At 61.8% G+C, this 14,933-nt stretch carries 13 protein-coding genes; 5 read left to right on the top strand and 8 right to left on the bottom strand.

Translation table 11 applies throughout. The features are described 5' to 3' along the window. The first annotated feature begins 79 nt into the window (after positions 1 to 79). From ACFPN2_RS01345 to ACFPN2_RS01325, 5 genes are all read left to right on the top strand, one after another. Positions 80 to 2,020, top strand: coding sequence for a copper resistance system multicopper oxidase (locus tag ACFPN2_RS01345; protein WP_380595276.1), 1,941 nt, complete (start codon positions 80 to 82; stop codon positions 2,018 to 2,020). After that, a complete protein-coding gene (locus tag ACFPN2_RS01340) occupies positions 2,017 to 2,823 on the top strand; it encodes a copper resistance protein B (RefSeq protein WP_380594203.1) in 807 nt (268 codons plus the stop codon). The genes ACFPN2_RS01345 and ACFPN2_RS01340 overlap by 4 nt, the downstream gene beginning before the upstream one ends. Before the next feature lie 187 nt (positions 2,824 to 3,010). Then, the gene (locus tag ACFPN2_RS01335) at positions 3,011 to 3,958 is read left to right on the top strand and encodes an EF-hand domain-containing protein (RefSeq protein ID WP_380594201.1); all 948 of its coding nucleotides are present in this window, start codon (positions 3,011 to 3,013) and stop codon (positions 3,956 to 3,958) included. 91 nt (positions 3,959 to 4,049) lie between these two features. Then, positions 4,050 to 6,377 (top strand): TonB-dependent hemoglobin/transferrin/lactoferrin family receptor, encoded by a 2,328-nt coding sequence (locus ACFPN2_RS01330; RefSeq protein WP_380594199.1) that lies wholly within the window; start codon positions 4,050 to 4,052, stop codon positions 6,375 to 6,377. 381 nt (positions 6,378 to 6,758) lie between these two features. Beyond that, a complete protein-coding gene (locus ACFPN2_RS01325; protein WP_380594198.1) occupies positions 6,759 to 7,541 on the top strand; it encodes a DUF4198 domain-containing protein in 783 nt (260 codons plus the stop codon). 3 nt (positions 7,542 to 7,544) lie between these two features. Here the strand turns inward: ACFPN2_RS01325 and ACFPN2_RS01320 are convergent, their stop codons facing one another. The 8 genes from ACFPN2_RS01320 to hisD form a co-directional block, all read right to left on the bottom strand. Next, positions 7,545 to 8,633 carry a glycosyltransferase family 4 protein gene (locus ACFPN2_RS01320; protein ID WP_380594196.1) on the bottom strand — a complete coding sequence of 363 codons (1,089 nt, stop codon included), beginning with the start codon at positions 8,631 to 8,633 and terminating at the stop codon, positions 7,545 to 7,547. 103 nt (positions 8,634 to 8,736) lie between these two features. Further along, positions 8,737 to 9,366: a bifunctional phosphoribosyl-AMP cyclohydrolase/phosphoribosyl-ATP diphosphatase HisIE gene (gene hisIE, locus ACFPN2_RS01315; protein ID WP_380594194.1), complete on the bottom strand. Its 630-nt coding sequence runs from the start codon at positions 9,364 to 9,366 to the stop codon at positions 8,737 to 8,739. Further along, positions 9,363 to 10,130, bottom strand: a complete 768-nt coding sequence (gene hisF / locus ACFPN2_RS01310; RefSeq protein ID WP_380595274.1) for an imidazole glycerol phosphate synthase subunit HisF — start codon at positions 10,128 to 10,130, stop codon at positions 9,363 to 9,365. Before hisF ends, hisIE begins: the two co-directional genes overlap by 4 nt. Further along, a complete protein-coding gene (gene hisA, locus ACFPN2_RS01305) occupies positions 10,094 to 10,852 on the bottom strand; it encodes a 1-(5-phosphoribosyl)-5-[(5-phosphoribosylamino)methylideneamino]imidazole-4-carboxamide isomerase (protein ID WP_380594192.1) in 759 nt (252 codons plus the stop codon). The genes hisF and hisA overlap by 37 nt, the downstream gene beginning before the upstream one ends. A gap of 7 nt (positions 10,853 to 10,859) precedes the next feature. Further along, entirely contained in the window at positions 10,860 to 11,465 is a 606-nt protein-coding gene (gene hisH, locus ACFPN2_RS01300) for an imidazole glycerol phosphate synthase subunit HisH (protein WP_380594190.1), read from the bottom strand. Then, positions 11,465 to 12,541, bottom strand: coding sequence for a bifunctional histidinol-phosphatase/imidazoleglycerol-phosphate dehydratase HisB (gene hisB, locus ACFPN2_RS01295; RefSeq protein ID WP_380594189.1), 1,077 nt, complete (start codon positions 12,539 to 12,541; stop codon positions 11,465 to 11,467). The genes hisH and hisB overlap by 1 nt, the downstream gene beginning before the upstream one ends. Further along, complete coding sequence (hisC, locus tag ACFPN2_RS01290) at positions 12,538 to 13,614, bottom strand: histidinol-phosphate transaminase (protein WP_380594187.1); 1,077 nt, start codon at positions 13,612 to 13,614, stop codon at positions 12,538 to 12,540. Before hisC ends, hisB begins: the two co-directional genes overlap by 4 nt. Beyond that, on the bottom strand, positions 13,611 to 14,918 hold the full coding sequence (gene hisD / locus ACFPN2_RS01285) for a histidinol dehydrogenase (protein ID WP_380595272.1): 1,308 nt from the start codon (positions 14,916 to 14,918) through the stop codon (positions 13,611 to 13,613). Before hisD ends, hisC begins: the two co-directional genes overlap by 4 nt. Between the last annotated feature and the right edge of the window lie 15 nt (positions 14,919 to 14,933).

The following is a 14,933-nucleotide window of genomic DNA, read 5'->3' as shown; positions in this document are numbered from 1 at the left end:
TTTGCTGAGTGCTCGCCGGTGCCCCTGGGTATCGGTGTGCGCAGGTCGAATATTCGTTCGAGAGAGTTTCATGTCATCGATGCAATCATCGCGAGCGCGCTTGCCGCAGCTCTCGCGCAGGCGTTTCTTACAGGCGGCAGGCGCTGGACTGTTCGTCCTTGGGGCCCATCGAGGCTCCGAGGCCTGGGCCCAGAACCAAGCCCAGACCGTGTTGACGGGCAGCCATTTCGATCTTCAGATCGGCGAGGCCTCGTTCAACTTCACCGGCAACCGACGCATCGGCACCGTCGTGAACGGCCAGATTCCCGGGCCGCTGCTTCGCTGGCGGGAGGGCGACACGGTCACTTTGCGTGTGGCCAATCGACTTGCCGCGCGTAGCTCCATTCATTGGCACGGCATGATCCTGCCGGCGGACATGGACGGCGTGCCGGGCCTGAGCTTCGCGGGCATTCCGAGCGGCGGCGAGTATTTGTATCGCTTCAAAGTGAATCAGGCGGGCACCTACTGGTATCACGCGCACTCGCGCTTTCAGGAACAAACCGGGCTGTATGGGCCGATCGTGATCGAGCGTCGCGGCGGCGAGCGCTTTCCGACCGATCGTGACTACGTCGTGATGCTGTCCGACTGGACCGATCTGGATCCGGAGCGGATTTTCTCGGTGCTGAAGAAGCACAGCGACTATTACAACTTCGGCCGTCGCACCGCCGGCGATTTTTTCGCTGACGTGCGCAAGAACGGTTTGGGGGCGACGCTCGCGGATCGCCGCATGTGGGGCGAGATGCGGATGAATCCGACCGACATGCTCGATGTCTCGGGCTACGCGTACACGTATCTGATGAATGGTGTGACGCCGACAGGCAATTGGACCGGTCTGTTCTCGCGAGGTGAGAAGGTTCGGCTGCGCTTCATCAACGGCTCATCGATGTCGTTCTTCGATGTGCGCATCCCGGGATTGAAACTCACCGTCGTTGCAACCGATGGCGTGGATGTCGAGCCGGTGTCGGTGGATGAGTTCCGCATCGGCGCGGCGGAAACTTACGACGTGATTGTCGAGCCCAAGGACGATCGCGCTTATACGATCTTTGCGCAGGCGATGGATCGATCGGGGTACGCACGCGGCACGTTGTCGCCGAGTCCGGGAATGGAGGCGGAGATTCCGCCGCTCGATCCGCGACCCTTGCTGACGATGGGAGATATGGGGCATGGCGGTCACGATGCGCACAGGGCGCCTCCCTTCGGCCATACGTCGAAGACCGAGAGCGCTGTGGATCACGCAGAGATGGGACACGCGCCATCGGCCGCGGTAGATCATGCAGCGATGGGACACGGGCCTTCGGCAACGGTGGATCACGCGGCCATGGGACATGGGCCATCGACAGCGGTAGACCACGCAGCGATGGGACACGGCCCGTCGGCAGCGGTAGATCACGCAGCGATGGGGCATGGGTCGTCGGCGACGGTTGAGCATCCTGCCACCGAGCGAACGCCGTTGCTCGACATGCAAGTCGATCAGCCCAAGGTCGGACTTGACGATCCCGGTGTTGGCTTGAGAAACAACGGACGCCGCGTGCTCGCGTACGCCGATTTGCGGACCATCGGCGGTCCCATCGACCGCCGTGAACCGGGGCGTGAGATTCAGCTGCATCTCACCGGTCACATGGAACGGTTTGTCTGGTCGTTCAACGGACAGAAGTTCTCTGATGCCAAGCCGCTGAAATTCCGGCTGGGCGAGCGTCTGCGCATCACGTTGGTGAACGACTCCATGATGACGCATCCGATTCACCTGCACGGCATGTGGAGCGAAGTCGAAGACGCGTCGGGCAACTTTCAGGTGCGCAAGCACACGGTGAATGTCCAGCCGGGGCAGAAGTTGAGTTACGCCGTCACGGCCGATGCGCCGGGGCGCTGGGCGTATCACTGCCATCTGCTGTATCACATGGAGGCGGGCATGATGCGCGAGGTGCATGTCGCACCGGGCGAAGATATGGCTGATCACAGCGGTCATGGAGATCACTCATGAGCGCGCTGATCAAATTGCACGTCGCGCTGGCGTTGTTTGCCGCCGTGGTAACGACCGCTGTCGCTCAGGACGAGCGCACCGAAAGCGAACGTGCCCATATTCCACCGGATCCGCCTCAACATGAAATGGGCGACATGTCCGACAAGGAAATGGCGGAGCTCATGAACATGGACGACAGTGCGTCGTTCAGCATGGTGGCGTTCGATCAACTCGAATGGCGTGACAACGATGAAGGCAACGCGCTGTTCTGGGACGGGCGTGCGTGGTTCGGTAATGACTATGACAAGGCGTTGCTCAAGACCGAAGGCGAGCGCGTCAACGGCGACTATGAAGGTTCGGTCGAGCTGCTCTGGGATCGTGTCCTCTCGCGATGGTGGAGCCTGCAAGGCGGCGTTGCTCACGACTTTGGCGAAGGTCCGTCGCGAACGTGGGCGGCCTTCGGTGTGCAAGGACTCGCGCCGTACTGGTTCGAAGTCGAAGCATTGGCGTATGTCGGCGAGCAGGGCCGGACCGCGGCCAACTTTTCCGCGGAATACGAAATGTTTCTGACGCAGCGGCTGGTGTTGCAGCCGAAGTTGGAATTGAAGCTTTACGGCAAGGACGATCCCGCCAACGGCATTGGTTCAGGCTTCAGCACCGCCGAACTAGGACTGCGCGTGCGATATGAGATTCGCCGCGAGTTCGCGCCCTATCTTGGCGTGGTGTGGTCACGGAAATTTGGAGAGACCGCGGACCTCGCGCGAAACCACGGTGACGATGCAGATGAACTGCAGTTCGTCGCCGGGTTGCGAGTCTGGTTCTAACAAGGCACTTGCCAACCATTTGAGAATCGTTATCATCTCTGGCGCTCGCTGGGCTCTCCAGCGAGCCGCCAGCTCTCGGGCCAGCAAACAACAGTCCGCAACGGACGGCTGAGCTTCTGAGTGAACTGGCACCGCTCTCGACGTTGTGGAACGAAATCGTGCGTCCGACAACAAGGGAGTTCCCGCCATGTCCGTTTCCTCTCGCGCATCAGCATCGCTGATGGTTCGTCATGCCTTGCGTATTTGCAGTCTGGCTGTGCTGTCGGCGATGGCGGGCGCGGCTCATGGCGCTGAAACGGCAGAGGCCGGGAAAGCGCTGCCTACCGGCGGCCACACTGGCAATGCCTTCATTGCCACCTGGGACGACGACGGCGACGGTAAAGTCACACGCACCGAGTATGAAACGGTTCGTAAAGCCCGATTCGCGACGACGGACAGCGACCACAACGGCTCGCTCACCGTCGATGAATATCTCAACGAATATGCCGTTCGCCTGGATCGCGATATCGCCGATGAGCGCAACGCGTCGCTGAAGCAAACCGACACGCGCTTCAAGGCGCTCGACAAGGACGAAGACAAGTTCATCAGCCGCGCCGAGTACGACAACTCGGGCGATCGCGCGTTCGTGCATCTGGATCGGAACAAGGATGGTCGTATCACCAAGGACGACGCCGAGCCGGAGGCGAAGGAAGCGCCGCGTCGCCGCTCAATCATCGGTATGCCGACCTCCCACAATCTCGCCGGCATGCTCGAGATCTACGACGACGATGGCGATGACATCCTCACGCGCGCCCAGTACGACGCGGAGCGGGCCAAAGTGTTCGCCGCCACCGATACCAACAAAGACGGCAAGCTCGATCACGAGGAGTATGTGAACGAATTCGTGGCGCGCCTGGGCCAGCGCATCGAAGACCGCCGCCAGGCGCAGCTCAAGCAGGGCCGCGTGCGCTTCAAGGCCATCGATAGCAACGAGAACGGCGACATCAGCCGCGACGAATACTTCGCGATGAGCGCTCGCATGTTCGATCGGACCGACACCAACAAAGATGGCGCCATCACGCAGGACGATCCGCCGCCCGTGCGTGAGCCGCGTCAGGATCGGCGGGCTGTGACGAGCCAAGTGCAAGAGCGCTGAACGCGCACTCACCAACTACACCAACAAACGCCCAGTCAGCGCAGGACGCCAACCAGGCATCGCTTCAAATGCATTCTGTCTGGAGTTTCCCATGCGTACCTCGAGTACCGTTCTGTCACTGGCTGTTGCCGCGACCTTGTTGTCGGCGTTTCGTCCCAGCGTTGCCGCCGAGGAGGCGAAGGCTCAGCAGCTGAACAAGGTCAAAGTCACCGCCGAGGACGAAGGCCGGTCGACGGTTGGCAATGCCAAAGTCGTCGGCGTCAAGGAGCTGGAGGAAGAGCAGGCGCAGAACTTCGAGGACGCGATTCGTTACATCCCGGGCGTGAGCATCGTCGACATGGGACGCTTCGGGGATAACGGCTTCAACATTCGCGGCCTCGAAGGCGATCGCGTGGCGCTGACCGTCGACGGTTTGTCGTTCGCCGAATCCGTGGAGACGACGCCGGCGTATGAGTTCTTTCGCGCGAGCCGCGGCGACATCGATATCGATTCGCTCAAGGGCATGGAAGTCGTGAAAGGTGCTGACTCCATCACTGCTGGCAGCGGCGCGCTCGGCGGCGCGGTCATGTTCACGACCAAGGATCCGTACGATTACTTGAGTCCGGACGGCAACGACAGTTACTTCCGCGTCAAGACAGGCTACACCAGCAGCACCGATGAGCTGATGACCACGGCAACGCTGGCCAATCGCACTGGCCCGGTGGAATCGATGCTGTTGTACACGCGTCGTCGCGGTCACGACGCGGAGTCATGGTACGACTCATCGCCTATCGCGACGGGCTCGGGGCGACGCACGCCCGATCCCATCGACCATGAGAGCGACACCGTGCTCGCCAAGGTCGATTTCCTGATCGGCGACAACCAGCGCTTCGGCCTGGTCGGCGAATACAGTCGCGCCACGAATGAGATCAACAATCTGTCCCGCGTCGGCGGTCCCGGCTATCTGACCCGCCGCGCCGATGACGACAAAGATCGCGATCGCTACGGCTTGCGTTATTCCTGGGACGCCGCCGGGACATTCTTCGACAGCCTCGAATGGACGGCCGATCGTGTCGAGACCAAGAGCCGCGGGCTGACGACGATTCTCGCGGGCACCGGCTGCGTGCCGGTGAATGTGGTGCCGTGCTTGCGTAGTGAAAATCGCGCGACCGATCAGGTGCTCGACCGCACGGCGTTGGATCTCACGAAGGCATGGCGCAGCGGCAGTGTGGGTCATGATCTCATCTACGGCCTGGCGTGGCAGAAGCGCGAAGTCGATTTCGTCGCGGTCGACTCGCGATACATCGGCACCACGCGAGATACGAGTTCTGTGACCGTCGATCCGGATCAAGTGCCGAATACGGATGTCACTTCTTACAGCGCGTATCTGCGTGACAGCCTGTATCTGCTGAATGATCGACTCACGCTGCATGCCGGCGTGCGCTACGACCGCACCGAGTATTCGCCGAACCTCGATGCACAGTTCGTCGATCCGACAGGCTCGGTGCGTGACGTGGAGTTCTCGGCGCCGACGTGGCAAGCCGGTGTCGATTTCAAGTTCACGCCTGAACATTCCGTCTGGGCGCAAGTCGGTCGTGGCTTCCGTGCGCCGACGGTGGGTGAGCTGTATGCGCCGACACAGAGCTCCATCGTGACCGAGGTGGCGACCGGTAACCAGGTTTCGTTGTGGGATTCGGCGTCCAATCCGAATCTGGAATCGGAAGAGAGCTTGAATACCGAGCTGGGGTATCGCTGGCAGACCGACAGCCTTCAGATCGGCCTTTCCGCGTATCGCGACAAGTACACCAACTTCGTCGAGAACGCCGAGTTCATCCTGAACCCGGGCACGCAGTATCGCAGCTGCACCGGCACCACCTGCACTGTCACGCAGGGCAAGGAATATACGATGGCCGCGAACGTCGGCGAGGTGACGGTGAAAGGCGTCGAAGTCGAAGGTCGCTGGGTGATTTCTCAGCAATGGTCGGCGCGCCTCGCCTGGGCTTACAGCGAAGGCGAGAAGGGCAATGGCGATCCGCTGCCGAGCATTCTGCCGGCCAGTGGCGTGCTCGGGATTCGTTACCAATCGCCGACGCAGCGTTGGTCGCTGACGGGCAACGTGACGCATGCCGAGGCGAAGAAGTTGGCAGACGCGGTTCTCACAGAGACGGCGGCCAATGATTTCTTCACGTCGCTCGTGCCGGATTATTTGAGCAACGAGTACACCGTGCTGGACCTGTTCGGCGACATCAACATCACCAAGGATTTGCGTCTCAACGCTGGCGTCTACAACGTCTTCGACAAGAAGTACTACCAGTGGCCCCGCGTGCGCTTCGTGAACGAAGGCACGACGACCCTGTATGGCTACGTCACAGGCGATGGCATCGGGCGCTACAGCGAGCCAGGGCGCAACTTCCGCGTATCGTTGTCGTGGCAGTTCTGAACCAGAGCCGACCTAACCTGCCGCGAGCGTGCGCAACGCCCGCAGCGTCGTTTCTATTTGCAGTCGGCCTAACTTACGCGAGCGCGCGAAAGCGCGCCTCGCAGATTTGTAGCCGACCTTACTTGCCGCGAGCGTGCGAAAGCGCGCCTCGCGCCCCAACCCTCAGCGAGCGTGCGTTAGCACGCCTCGCAACCCCAAGCCTGAGCGAGCGTGCGTTAGCACGCCTCGCGACCCCAAGCCTCAGCGAGCGTGCTTTAGCACGCCTCGCGACCCCAAGCCTCAGCGAGCGTGCTTTAGCACGCCTCGCGACCCCAAGCCTGAGCGAGCGTGCGTTAGCACGCCTCGCGATGTTCTGATTCGTTGAGTATGGAGATGGATTGCATGATTAAGCCTGGCGTTATGTTGGCATTGAGCGCTGCGTTGTTGTGCGTTGGCACGGCGCAGGCGCATTCGCCGTTCTTGCTGCCGAACTTGTTCGATCTCGGCAAGCGCGATCACGTCACCGTGCAGGGGAGCTTCACTGAGGAGTTCTTCTCGCCGGACGTGGTGATGAAGTCGGATGACTATCACGTCGTCACGCCCGCCGGTGCGAAGGTTGCGCTGACTCCGGTGTACACGCGCGATCTGGCGATCGTTGAAGTTGATACGAAGGAGGCGGGCACTTACCGCATCTCGACGGGCAAGCGCGGCGGTCGGACAGCGAAGGCCGCGTGGGTCAACGGCGATTGGAAATTCCTCGGTCCCAAGGACGAAGCACCGGCCGGCTCCAAAATCTACGACGTCACCAGCATCACCATGGCTGAAGTCTATGTAACGCAAGGCAAGCCAACCGAGCAGGCACTCGCGCCGCGTAACACGGGATTGGAATATCGAGCGCTATCCCATCCAAACTCAGCCTTCGTCGGTTCGGACGTGAAGTTTGAAGTGCGGTTCGATGGCAAGCCGCTCGCGGATCATGCCGTATCGGTGTATGGAGCGAAGGCGCTCTCGGCGGATCAGAAGCCGTTTGCCGAAGTGACCACCGACAAGGACGGTCGATTCAGCTTCACGCCGAGCGCACCGGGCGTGTATCTCGCGATGTCGCGTCATCGCCCCACGCCGGCGAAGGACAGCCAGCAGGGCGTGAGCTACACGTATTCGGTCGTACTCGAGGCGACGGAGTAAGCGCTACGCCCGGATGGCGATCTTCTCATCGAACGTTCGCATGGTCTGTTCGATGGTATAGGAACTGAGCACCTTGGCGTGCGCGGCCGAACCGAGCCGCGCACGCAGGGCATCGTCATCGGCCAGGGCGCCGAGCGCACTGACGGCGGCCTCCACATTGAGATTTTGATACACGAGACCCGTTACCTGATGTTCGACGGCCACGGACACCGATGGCAGGCTCGGCACGACCGGCGGCAGGCCGGCGCACATGTATTCGAGAATGGCGAGCGACATCGCCTCGCCGCGGCTGGGATGAAAAGCGGCATCGCAGCCAGTCATGAGTCTTTGCACGTCGCTGCGCTTACCGAGAAAGTGCATGCGCTCGGCAACGTTGAGCTCACGAGCGAGCTTGCGAAATTCGTCGAGATCCGGCCCATCGCCGACATGCACGAAGTGCACATGAGCCGGCAGCTTGGCCAGACAACGCACGGCGAAGTCGACGCCTTTGTATTTGGTGGCACGACCGACGATCAGGAACACCTTTGCATCGGCCGGCAGCTGCAGCTCGCTACGCACCGAAGGGCGCAACGACGGATCGACGGTGAAGGGACGGATGCCGTTGGTCACGGTGACGCAGATGCTGGGATCCATGCGCCAGGTCTCGATGTGACGTTTTGTCACATGTTCGGCCACGGCCAGGCACTGAGTCGGTGACATCACGCGCAGGCTGTTCAATGAAGCTTTGAGCGCGCCTTTCCAGCCTCGCGCGGGTGGCGGATCGCCGGGCACATGATCGTGCACGACGATGTCCTTTACGCCGGCCAGCCGCCAGCGCGCATACAGCGGGTTCAGACCGGTCCAGTCGGTCAGATAGACGTGCTCGATCCGGTGCTGCCGGATGAAGTCGGTCGAGCTCTTGTCGCGCATGTTCTGCCAATGGATCTTGATGCCCGCGTCGGAGATGACGGCGGGTACGGCGCCATGGAGGGGGTAGGCAAGGTGACAGCGGCCGGGAAACTTCTTGGCGAGCACCACCCAGAACTGTTGAATGAAGTTCCAGGCGTAGCCCACGTCCGGCTCGTAGTTGGCGACCATCAACACGTTGCCCATTGCGCTTGCGTCCTCGACCCCGCTTGTTATTCGGGAGGGTATAGCGGGGCTGGCGGCGGATTATAAGGGGCCTTCTGACCGATTACCCGGACCCAGTCGCCTTTTACCGCTTGGCGGCGTGACGCCGCTCCAGTTCCGCGACCACATGGCCCAGGGACAGCTGACGACTCTTCAACAGCAGGGTCAGATGAAACAGCAGGTCGGCGGCCTCGCCGACGAGCTTGTCGTCGCTCTGGGTCACCGCCGCGAGCGCGACCTCGACGCCTTCCTCGCCGACTTTCTGCGCCATGCGAGTCGGGCCATCGGCCCACAAGCGCGCGGTGTAGCTGCCCTCGGGCCGTTCGCTGACGCGCTTCTCGATGACGGACTCGAGCCGCGACAGGAAGGCGAGGTGAGTCGCGGTCGTGCCGATCTCATCGCCAAAACAACTATCGGTGCCGTTGTGACAGGTCGGGCCATCGGGCCGGGCGGTGATCAACAGCGTATCGTTGTCGCAGTCGATCGCGGCATCGACCAGATGCAGGAAGTTGCTGGACGTCTCGCCCTTGGTCCAGAGCCGTTGTTTGCTACGGCTGTAGAAAGTCACACGCTTCTCGCCCAGCGTCTTACGCAACGCTTCGCGATTCATGTAACCGAGCATGAGCACCTTGCCGTTGGTCGCGTCCTGCACGACTGCCGGCAGCAGGCCATCGCCTTTGCCCCAGTCGAAGGATTCGATCTGCTCGAGCTTCATGGCCGGACCTCGATGGCGGTCTCGCGCAGATAGTGCTTGAGATCGGGAATGGGCAGCGCGCCCGTATGAAACACGCTGGCCGCGAGCGCACCGTCGACCTTGGCCTCGTTGAACACGCTCGCGAAATGTTCCTTCGCGCCTGCGCCGCCCGATGCAATGAGCGGCACTCGGCACAACGCACGCACGGCGCTGAGCTGTGCGATGTCATAGCCCTTGCGCACGCCGTCGCTCGCCATGCAATTGAGCACGATCTCGCCGGCGCCACGCTCCTGCACCTCACGCACCCAGTCCAAGGTTTTGCGTGCCGTGTTACGTGTGCGGTTTGGATCGCCGGTGAATTGATACACCTGATAGACCCCTTCGACCGTCTGACTGTCGATACCGATGACCACACATTGCGCGCCAAAGCGTGCGCTCAGTCGGTTGATCAATTCAGGATCGGCAATGGCAGGGGAGTTGATCGACACCTTCTCCGCGCCTTCACCGAGTACTTCCTCGGCGTCGGCGACGCTGCGAATGCCGCCGGCCACACAGAAAGGAATATCCAGAATACGCGCGATACGACGGATCCAGCTGCGATCCACCGTGCGTCCGTCCGGGCTCGCGGTGATGTCGTAGAACACCAGTTCGTCGGCGCCTTCGTCACGATAGCGCTGTGCCAGCTCGAGGATGTCGCCCACGACCACGTGGTCGCGGAAGCGCACGCCTTTGACGACCTGACCGTCTCTTACATCGAGACAGGGGATGATGCGTTTGGCAAGAATGGCCGCAGCTCCTCAGGTGAAATCTTGTTTTCCAGCAGCGCTTTGCCGCTGATCACAGCGGCGACGCCGCATTCGCGCAGGGCGATCAGGTCACGCGCGGTGGCGACACCGCCGGACGCTTGCCACTGCAGCTCGGGAAATCTTCGCACCGCGTCCGCATACAGCTCGAAGTTCGGGCCGGTGAGCGCGCCGTCTCGGGCGACGTCGGTGCACAGTACGTGAGCGATGCCGGATCGCATATAACGTTCGACCAGTGCCCACAGATTGACGCTGCTCGTCTGTTGCCAGCCGTGGGTTGTGAGCATCGGCAGGCCCGAGTCATCCAAGCGCACGTCCAATGCAAGCACGATACGCGTCGGATCGACATCCGACAGCCAGGAAATCACCACGTCGGGTGAATTGATGGCGACGCTGCCGATGACGGCGCGTTCCACGCCCGTATCCAACAGCGCTTTGACGCGCTCCAGCGAGCGCAGACCGCCGCCGACTTGGAGTTTGAGCGAGCGGTCGCCGGCGAATTTCACGATTGCATCGCGGTTCGCCTGGGTGCCGTCCTTCGCGCCGTCGAGATCGACGACGTGAATGCGTCGCGCCCCGAAGGCACGATAGCGGGCCAGGATTTCGGCCGGATCGTTCGAATACACCGTCTCGGCGGCGAAGTCGCCCTTGAACAGGCGGACACAACGGCCGTCCTTGAGATCGATGGCGGGGATCAGCTCCATGGTTTTTTCAGTGAGTCGGTTGCAGTTGCAGGAAATTACGCAGCAGCAATGAGCCGATGCGCGCCGAGCGTTCCGGGTGGAACTGCGCGCCAAACACATTGCCGCTCTGGACCAGAGCGGAGAATTGCTCGCCATACGTCGCGGTCGCGACCGTCAGCGGGCTGACCGGCGCCGAATAGCTGTGCACGAAATAAACATGATCGCCGGGCTGGATGTCTTTGAGTAGCGGCGAGCCGGGCTCGAACTCCAGCTGATTCCAGCCCATGTGCGGGACCGGCAGATCGTCGCGATCGGCGAAGCGTCGCACGCGTCCGGGCAGCAGTCCGAGACAGGGCACTTCACCTTCCTCCGACGATTCGAACAACAGCTGCATGCCAACGCAGATGCCGAGCATGGGCTGTCGCAGCTTGCGAATGGTATCGACCAGGCCGGGAATCTTCTGCAAGCGGCCCATGCAATCGGCCGCGGCGCCGACGCCGGGCAGAATCACATGCGAGGCGGCGCGAACCTTTTCAGGATCGGTCGTGAGCTCGGAGGCCACGCCGAGTCGATCGATGGCGTAGCGGAGGGAGGCGATGTTGGCACCGCCACTGTCGATGATCGCGAGCTGCATTACAACGTACCCTTGGTGCTGGGCAATTCCGTGTCCGTGATACGAAACGCCTGGCGCAATGTACGACCGACGCCTTTGAAACAGGCTTCGATCATATGATGAGTGTTCTCGCCTTGAACCTTCAGATTGATGGCCGCGCCCAAGGTCTCCGCCAGTGAGCGGAAGAAATGGGGCACGAGCTCGGTGGGCAGCTGACCGACGGAATCGCGACCGAACTGACCTTCGAACACGAAATAGGGGCGACCCGACAAGTCGATGGCCACCTGCGCCAGCGCTTCATCCATAGGCAGCAGGAAGCCGTAGCGATGAATGCCGCGCTTGTCGCCGAGCGCTTGTTTCAACGCCTGGCCCAGGGCGAGCGCGCAATCCTCGACGGTGTGATGTTCGTCGATGTGCAGGTCGCCCTTGCAGGTGAGCTGCAGCGAGAAGCCGCCATGCTTGGCGATCTGCTCGAGCATGTGATCGAAGAAGCCGAGCCCGGTCTCGATATGAATCGGGGTCTCGCGATCCAGATTCACTTCGACCTTGATGTCGGTTTCTTTGGTCTTGCGAACCACCGTCGCGGTGCGAGCCTTCGCAGTCAGACGGGCGGTAATCTCAGGCCACGTGTCGCCGGGTGTTTCGTCCGTACGAACGCGAATGCCTTGAATGCCGAGATTGGTCGCGAGCTGCAGATCGGTCTCACGATCGCCGATGACATAGCTGTGCTCGCGATCGATGGGCGTCTTTTTCAGATAATCGTCGAGCAGGCCGGTCTTGGGCTTGCGGCACTGGCAGTTGTCGGCCGGCTTGTGCGGGCAGATGAATTCTTCGGCGAACGTGATGCCTTGTGACTTCAGCAGCTCGCGCAGGAATTCGTGCGGCTCACGGAACGTCGGTTCAGGAAAGCTCTCGGTGCCGAGGCCGTCTTGATTGCTCACCATCACGAACGTGTAGCCGGCATCGCGCAGGCGTTGCAACCCTGCGATCACGTCCGGCACCAGCCGGAACTTCTGCAAGCTGTCGATCTGTTTGTCCGCCGGCTCCGTGATGATGGTGCCGTCGCGATCGATGAATAGAACGCGCTGGCCGCTCATACCGGAACTCCCGATGCCTGGGTCACGCCGCGGATGAGTCGATCGTTCTGATCGGGCGTGCCGATGGAAATGCGCAGGCTGCTGCCGAGGCCGAGCTGCGAGCGAGGATCGCGAATGATCAAGCCTGCTGACAATGCGGCGCGCAGCACGGCGTCGGCATCGACGCAGTCCACCAGGATGAAATTGGAGTGACTGGGCCACACTTCGCGAATCAGCGGCAGCGAGGCAAGCGCCTCGGAGACACGCGCACGCTCAGCCAAGATCATCTCGATCCGCTTCTTGGATTCGGCGACGTGCTGGTCATCCGTCAAATGCAACACAGAGTCGATGGTGTGGGTGGGCAGTGCGTACGGCGTGATCACGCGGGCAAGCAGACTGATGATGTCTTCATGCGCGATCAACGCACCACACCGCGCGCCAGCCAACGCATAGGCCTTCGACAAGGTGCGCAGGATCACGAGGTTCGGGAAGCGCTCCAGGTCCTGCACCATGCTCGGGGCATTGGCGAATTCGATATACGCTTCGTCGACGACGACCAGCGATTTGTTGCTCAACTGCGCGCACAGCACTTCGATGGAAGCGCGATCGAGCAGATTGCCGGTGGGGTTGTTGGGCGTGCAGACGAAAACAATTTTGACGTTCTCGCGCCAGGCGGCGAGGACGACCTGCACATCCAGTTCGAAGCCACGCTCTTTGATCAGCGGCACCTCGATGACGCCTGCGCCTTGAATGCGCGCCGAGACTTTGTACATGCCGAAGGTGGGCGGGCAGATCAGCACGCTGTCTTCGCCGGCGCGACAGAAAGCGCGAACCAACAGGTCGATGCCCTCATCGCTGCCGCGGCCCGCGATCACGTTCTTCGGCGAGGTTCCGTACAGCTTGGCCAGATGTTCGATGAGTACATCGGGCTGCGGCTCGGGATAGCGGTTGAGACCGGCATGCGATGCGTCGCCGTCGGCCCGCCAGGGCATTTCATTGGCGTGCATGCGCTCGAGCGTCGGTTCCCAAGCCGCGTGTTGATACGGCTGCAGCGACAGGATGTCGGGCCGTGCGAGATTCAGGATCGGGTTCATGTGGGATTCGCGAGTTGGCGCAGGCGCACTTGCACTGCGTTGGCGTGTGCGTCCAGGCCTTCGAGGCCGGCGATGGTGATGGCGGTCGGGCCGAGATCGCGCAAGCCGTCGGCGCTCAGTTCCTGCACCGTCATGCGCTTCTGGAAATCGACCAGCGACAGGCCGCTGTAGGCACGGGCAAAACCATAGGTCGGCAGCACGTGATTCGTGCCGCTGCAGTAGTCGCCCATTGTTTCTGGCGTGTATGCGCCGAGGAACACCGAGCCGGCGTTACGAATGTTGGGTAGCCAATCGCGAGCCTTCGCGACCTGCACGATCAAATGTTCCGGCGCGTAGGCGTTGCTGAGCTCGAAGGCGGAGTGCAACGAGTCGACGAGGAACAAACGTGCGTGATTGATGGATTCACGCAACGTGCTCTCACGACCGAGGCGGCGCATCTGCGCTTCCAATTGCTCCAGCGTCGCTTCGGCGAGCGCACGTGAGGTTGTGACCAGAATGGCTTGAGCGTCGGCGCTGTGCTCGGCTTGGGCCAGCAAGTCAGCGGCGACGAATTCGGCGTTGGCTTGGTCGTCCGCGATCACCAGCACTTCGGAAGGACCGGCCGGCAGATCGAGGGCTGCGCCATCGGGATCGTTGGCCGCGAGGATTTTCGCAGCCGTCACCCAGGCACTGCCGGGGCCGAACACTTTGTCGACCTTTGGAATCGACGCTGTGCCGTAGGCCATCGCGGCAATGGCCTGCGCGCCGCCGACTTTGAATACACGCTCGACACCGCACAGCCTTGCGGCAACCAACACCGCAGGATCAGGCGTGCCGTCTTTGCGAGGCGGCGTGCAGATGATGCGGGTGGGGCAACCGGCGATGCTGGCGGGGACGGCCAGCATGATGGCGGCGGAGGGCAGAGGTGCGACGCCCGCGGGGACATACAAACCGACCGCATCGATCGCGCGGAAGTGACGTTCGCAGATGACGCCCGGCGATGTTTCGATTCGCAGCGGATTGCCGAGCTGTGCTTCGTGGAAGCGACGCACGTTGCTGATCGCGCGTTCGAGGGCGGCGCGCTGTTCGGCATTGAGCGACTTTTCGGCGGCGGCGAATTCGGCGGCGTCGGCTTCGAGGGACGTGAGCTTCACGCCGTCGAAGCGTTCGGTGAATTCGAGCAGCGCTTGATCGCCGCGAGCGCGGACGTCTTTGATGATCTCGCTGACGCGTCGATGCAAGCCGTCGGTATCCGCCTGCGCCGGCCGCCGCAAGGCAGCCCGCCGTTCATCCGCGGAAAGACTCGACCACTCCAGCAACGACAAGCTCACGATTGACCT

Source organism: Steroidobacter flavus, assembly GCF_042651805.1.
GTDB lineage: Bacteria > Pseudomonadota > Gammaproteobacteria > Steroidobacterales > Steroidobacteraceae > Steroidobacter > Steroidobacter flavus.
Note: the sequence above shows the minus strand (reverse complement) of the source record. Positions and strands in the feature narration are given on the sequence as shown.

Bases quoted from the DNA above. Each gene is read 5' to 3' on its own strand.
- ACFPN2_RS01340 (WP_380594203.1), top strand. From the start codon at position 2,017: ATGAGCGCGCTGATCAAATTGCACGTCGCGCTGGCGTTGTTTGCCGCC.
- ACFPN2_RS01320 (WP_380594196.1), bottom strand. From the start codon at position 8,633: ATGGGCAACGTGTTGATGGTCGCCAACTACGAGCCGGACGTGGGCTAC.
- ACFPN2_RS01330 (WP_380594199.1), top strand. From the start codon at position 4,050: ATGCGTACCTCGAGTACCGTTCTGTCACTGGCTGTTGCCGCGACCTTG.
- ACFPN2_RS01335 (WP_380594201.1), top strand. From the start codon at position 3,011: ATGTCCGTTTCCTCTCGCGCATCAGCATCGCTGATGGTTCGTCATGCC.
- ACFPN2_RS01345 (WP_380595276.1), top strand. From the start codon at position 80: ATGCAATCATCGCGAGCGCGCTTGCCGCAGCTCTCGCGCAGGCGTTTC.
- hisC (WP_380594187.1), bottom strand. From the start codon at position 13,614: ATGAACCCGATCCTGAATCTCGCACGGCCCGACATCCTGTCGCTGCAG.
- hisA (WP_380594192.1), bottom strand. From the start codon at position 10,852: ATGGAGCTGATCCCCGCCATCGATCTCAAGGACGGCCGTTGTGTCCGC.
- ACFPN2_RS01325 (WP_380594198.1), top strand. From the start codon at position 6,759: ATGATTAAGCCTGGCGTTATGTTGGCATTGAGCGCTGCGTTGTTGTGC.
- hisH (WP_380594190.1), bottom strand. From the start codon at position 11,465: ATGCAGCTCGCGATCATCGACAGTGGCGGTGCCAACATCGCCTCCCTC.
- hisIE (WP_380594194.1), bottom strand. From the start codon at position 9,366: ATGAAGCTCGAGCAGATCGAATCCTTCGACTGGGGCAAAGGCGATGGC.
- hisB (WP_380594189.1), bottom strand. From the start codon at position 12,541: ATGAGCGGCCAGCGCGTTCTATTCATCGATCGCGACGGCACCATCATC.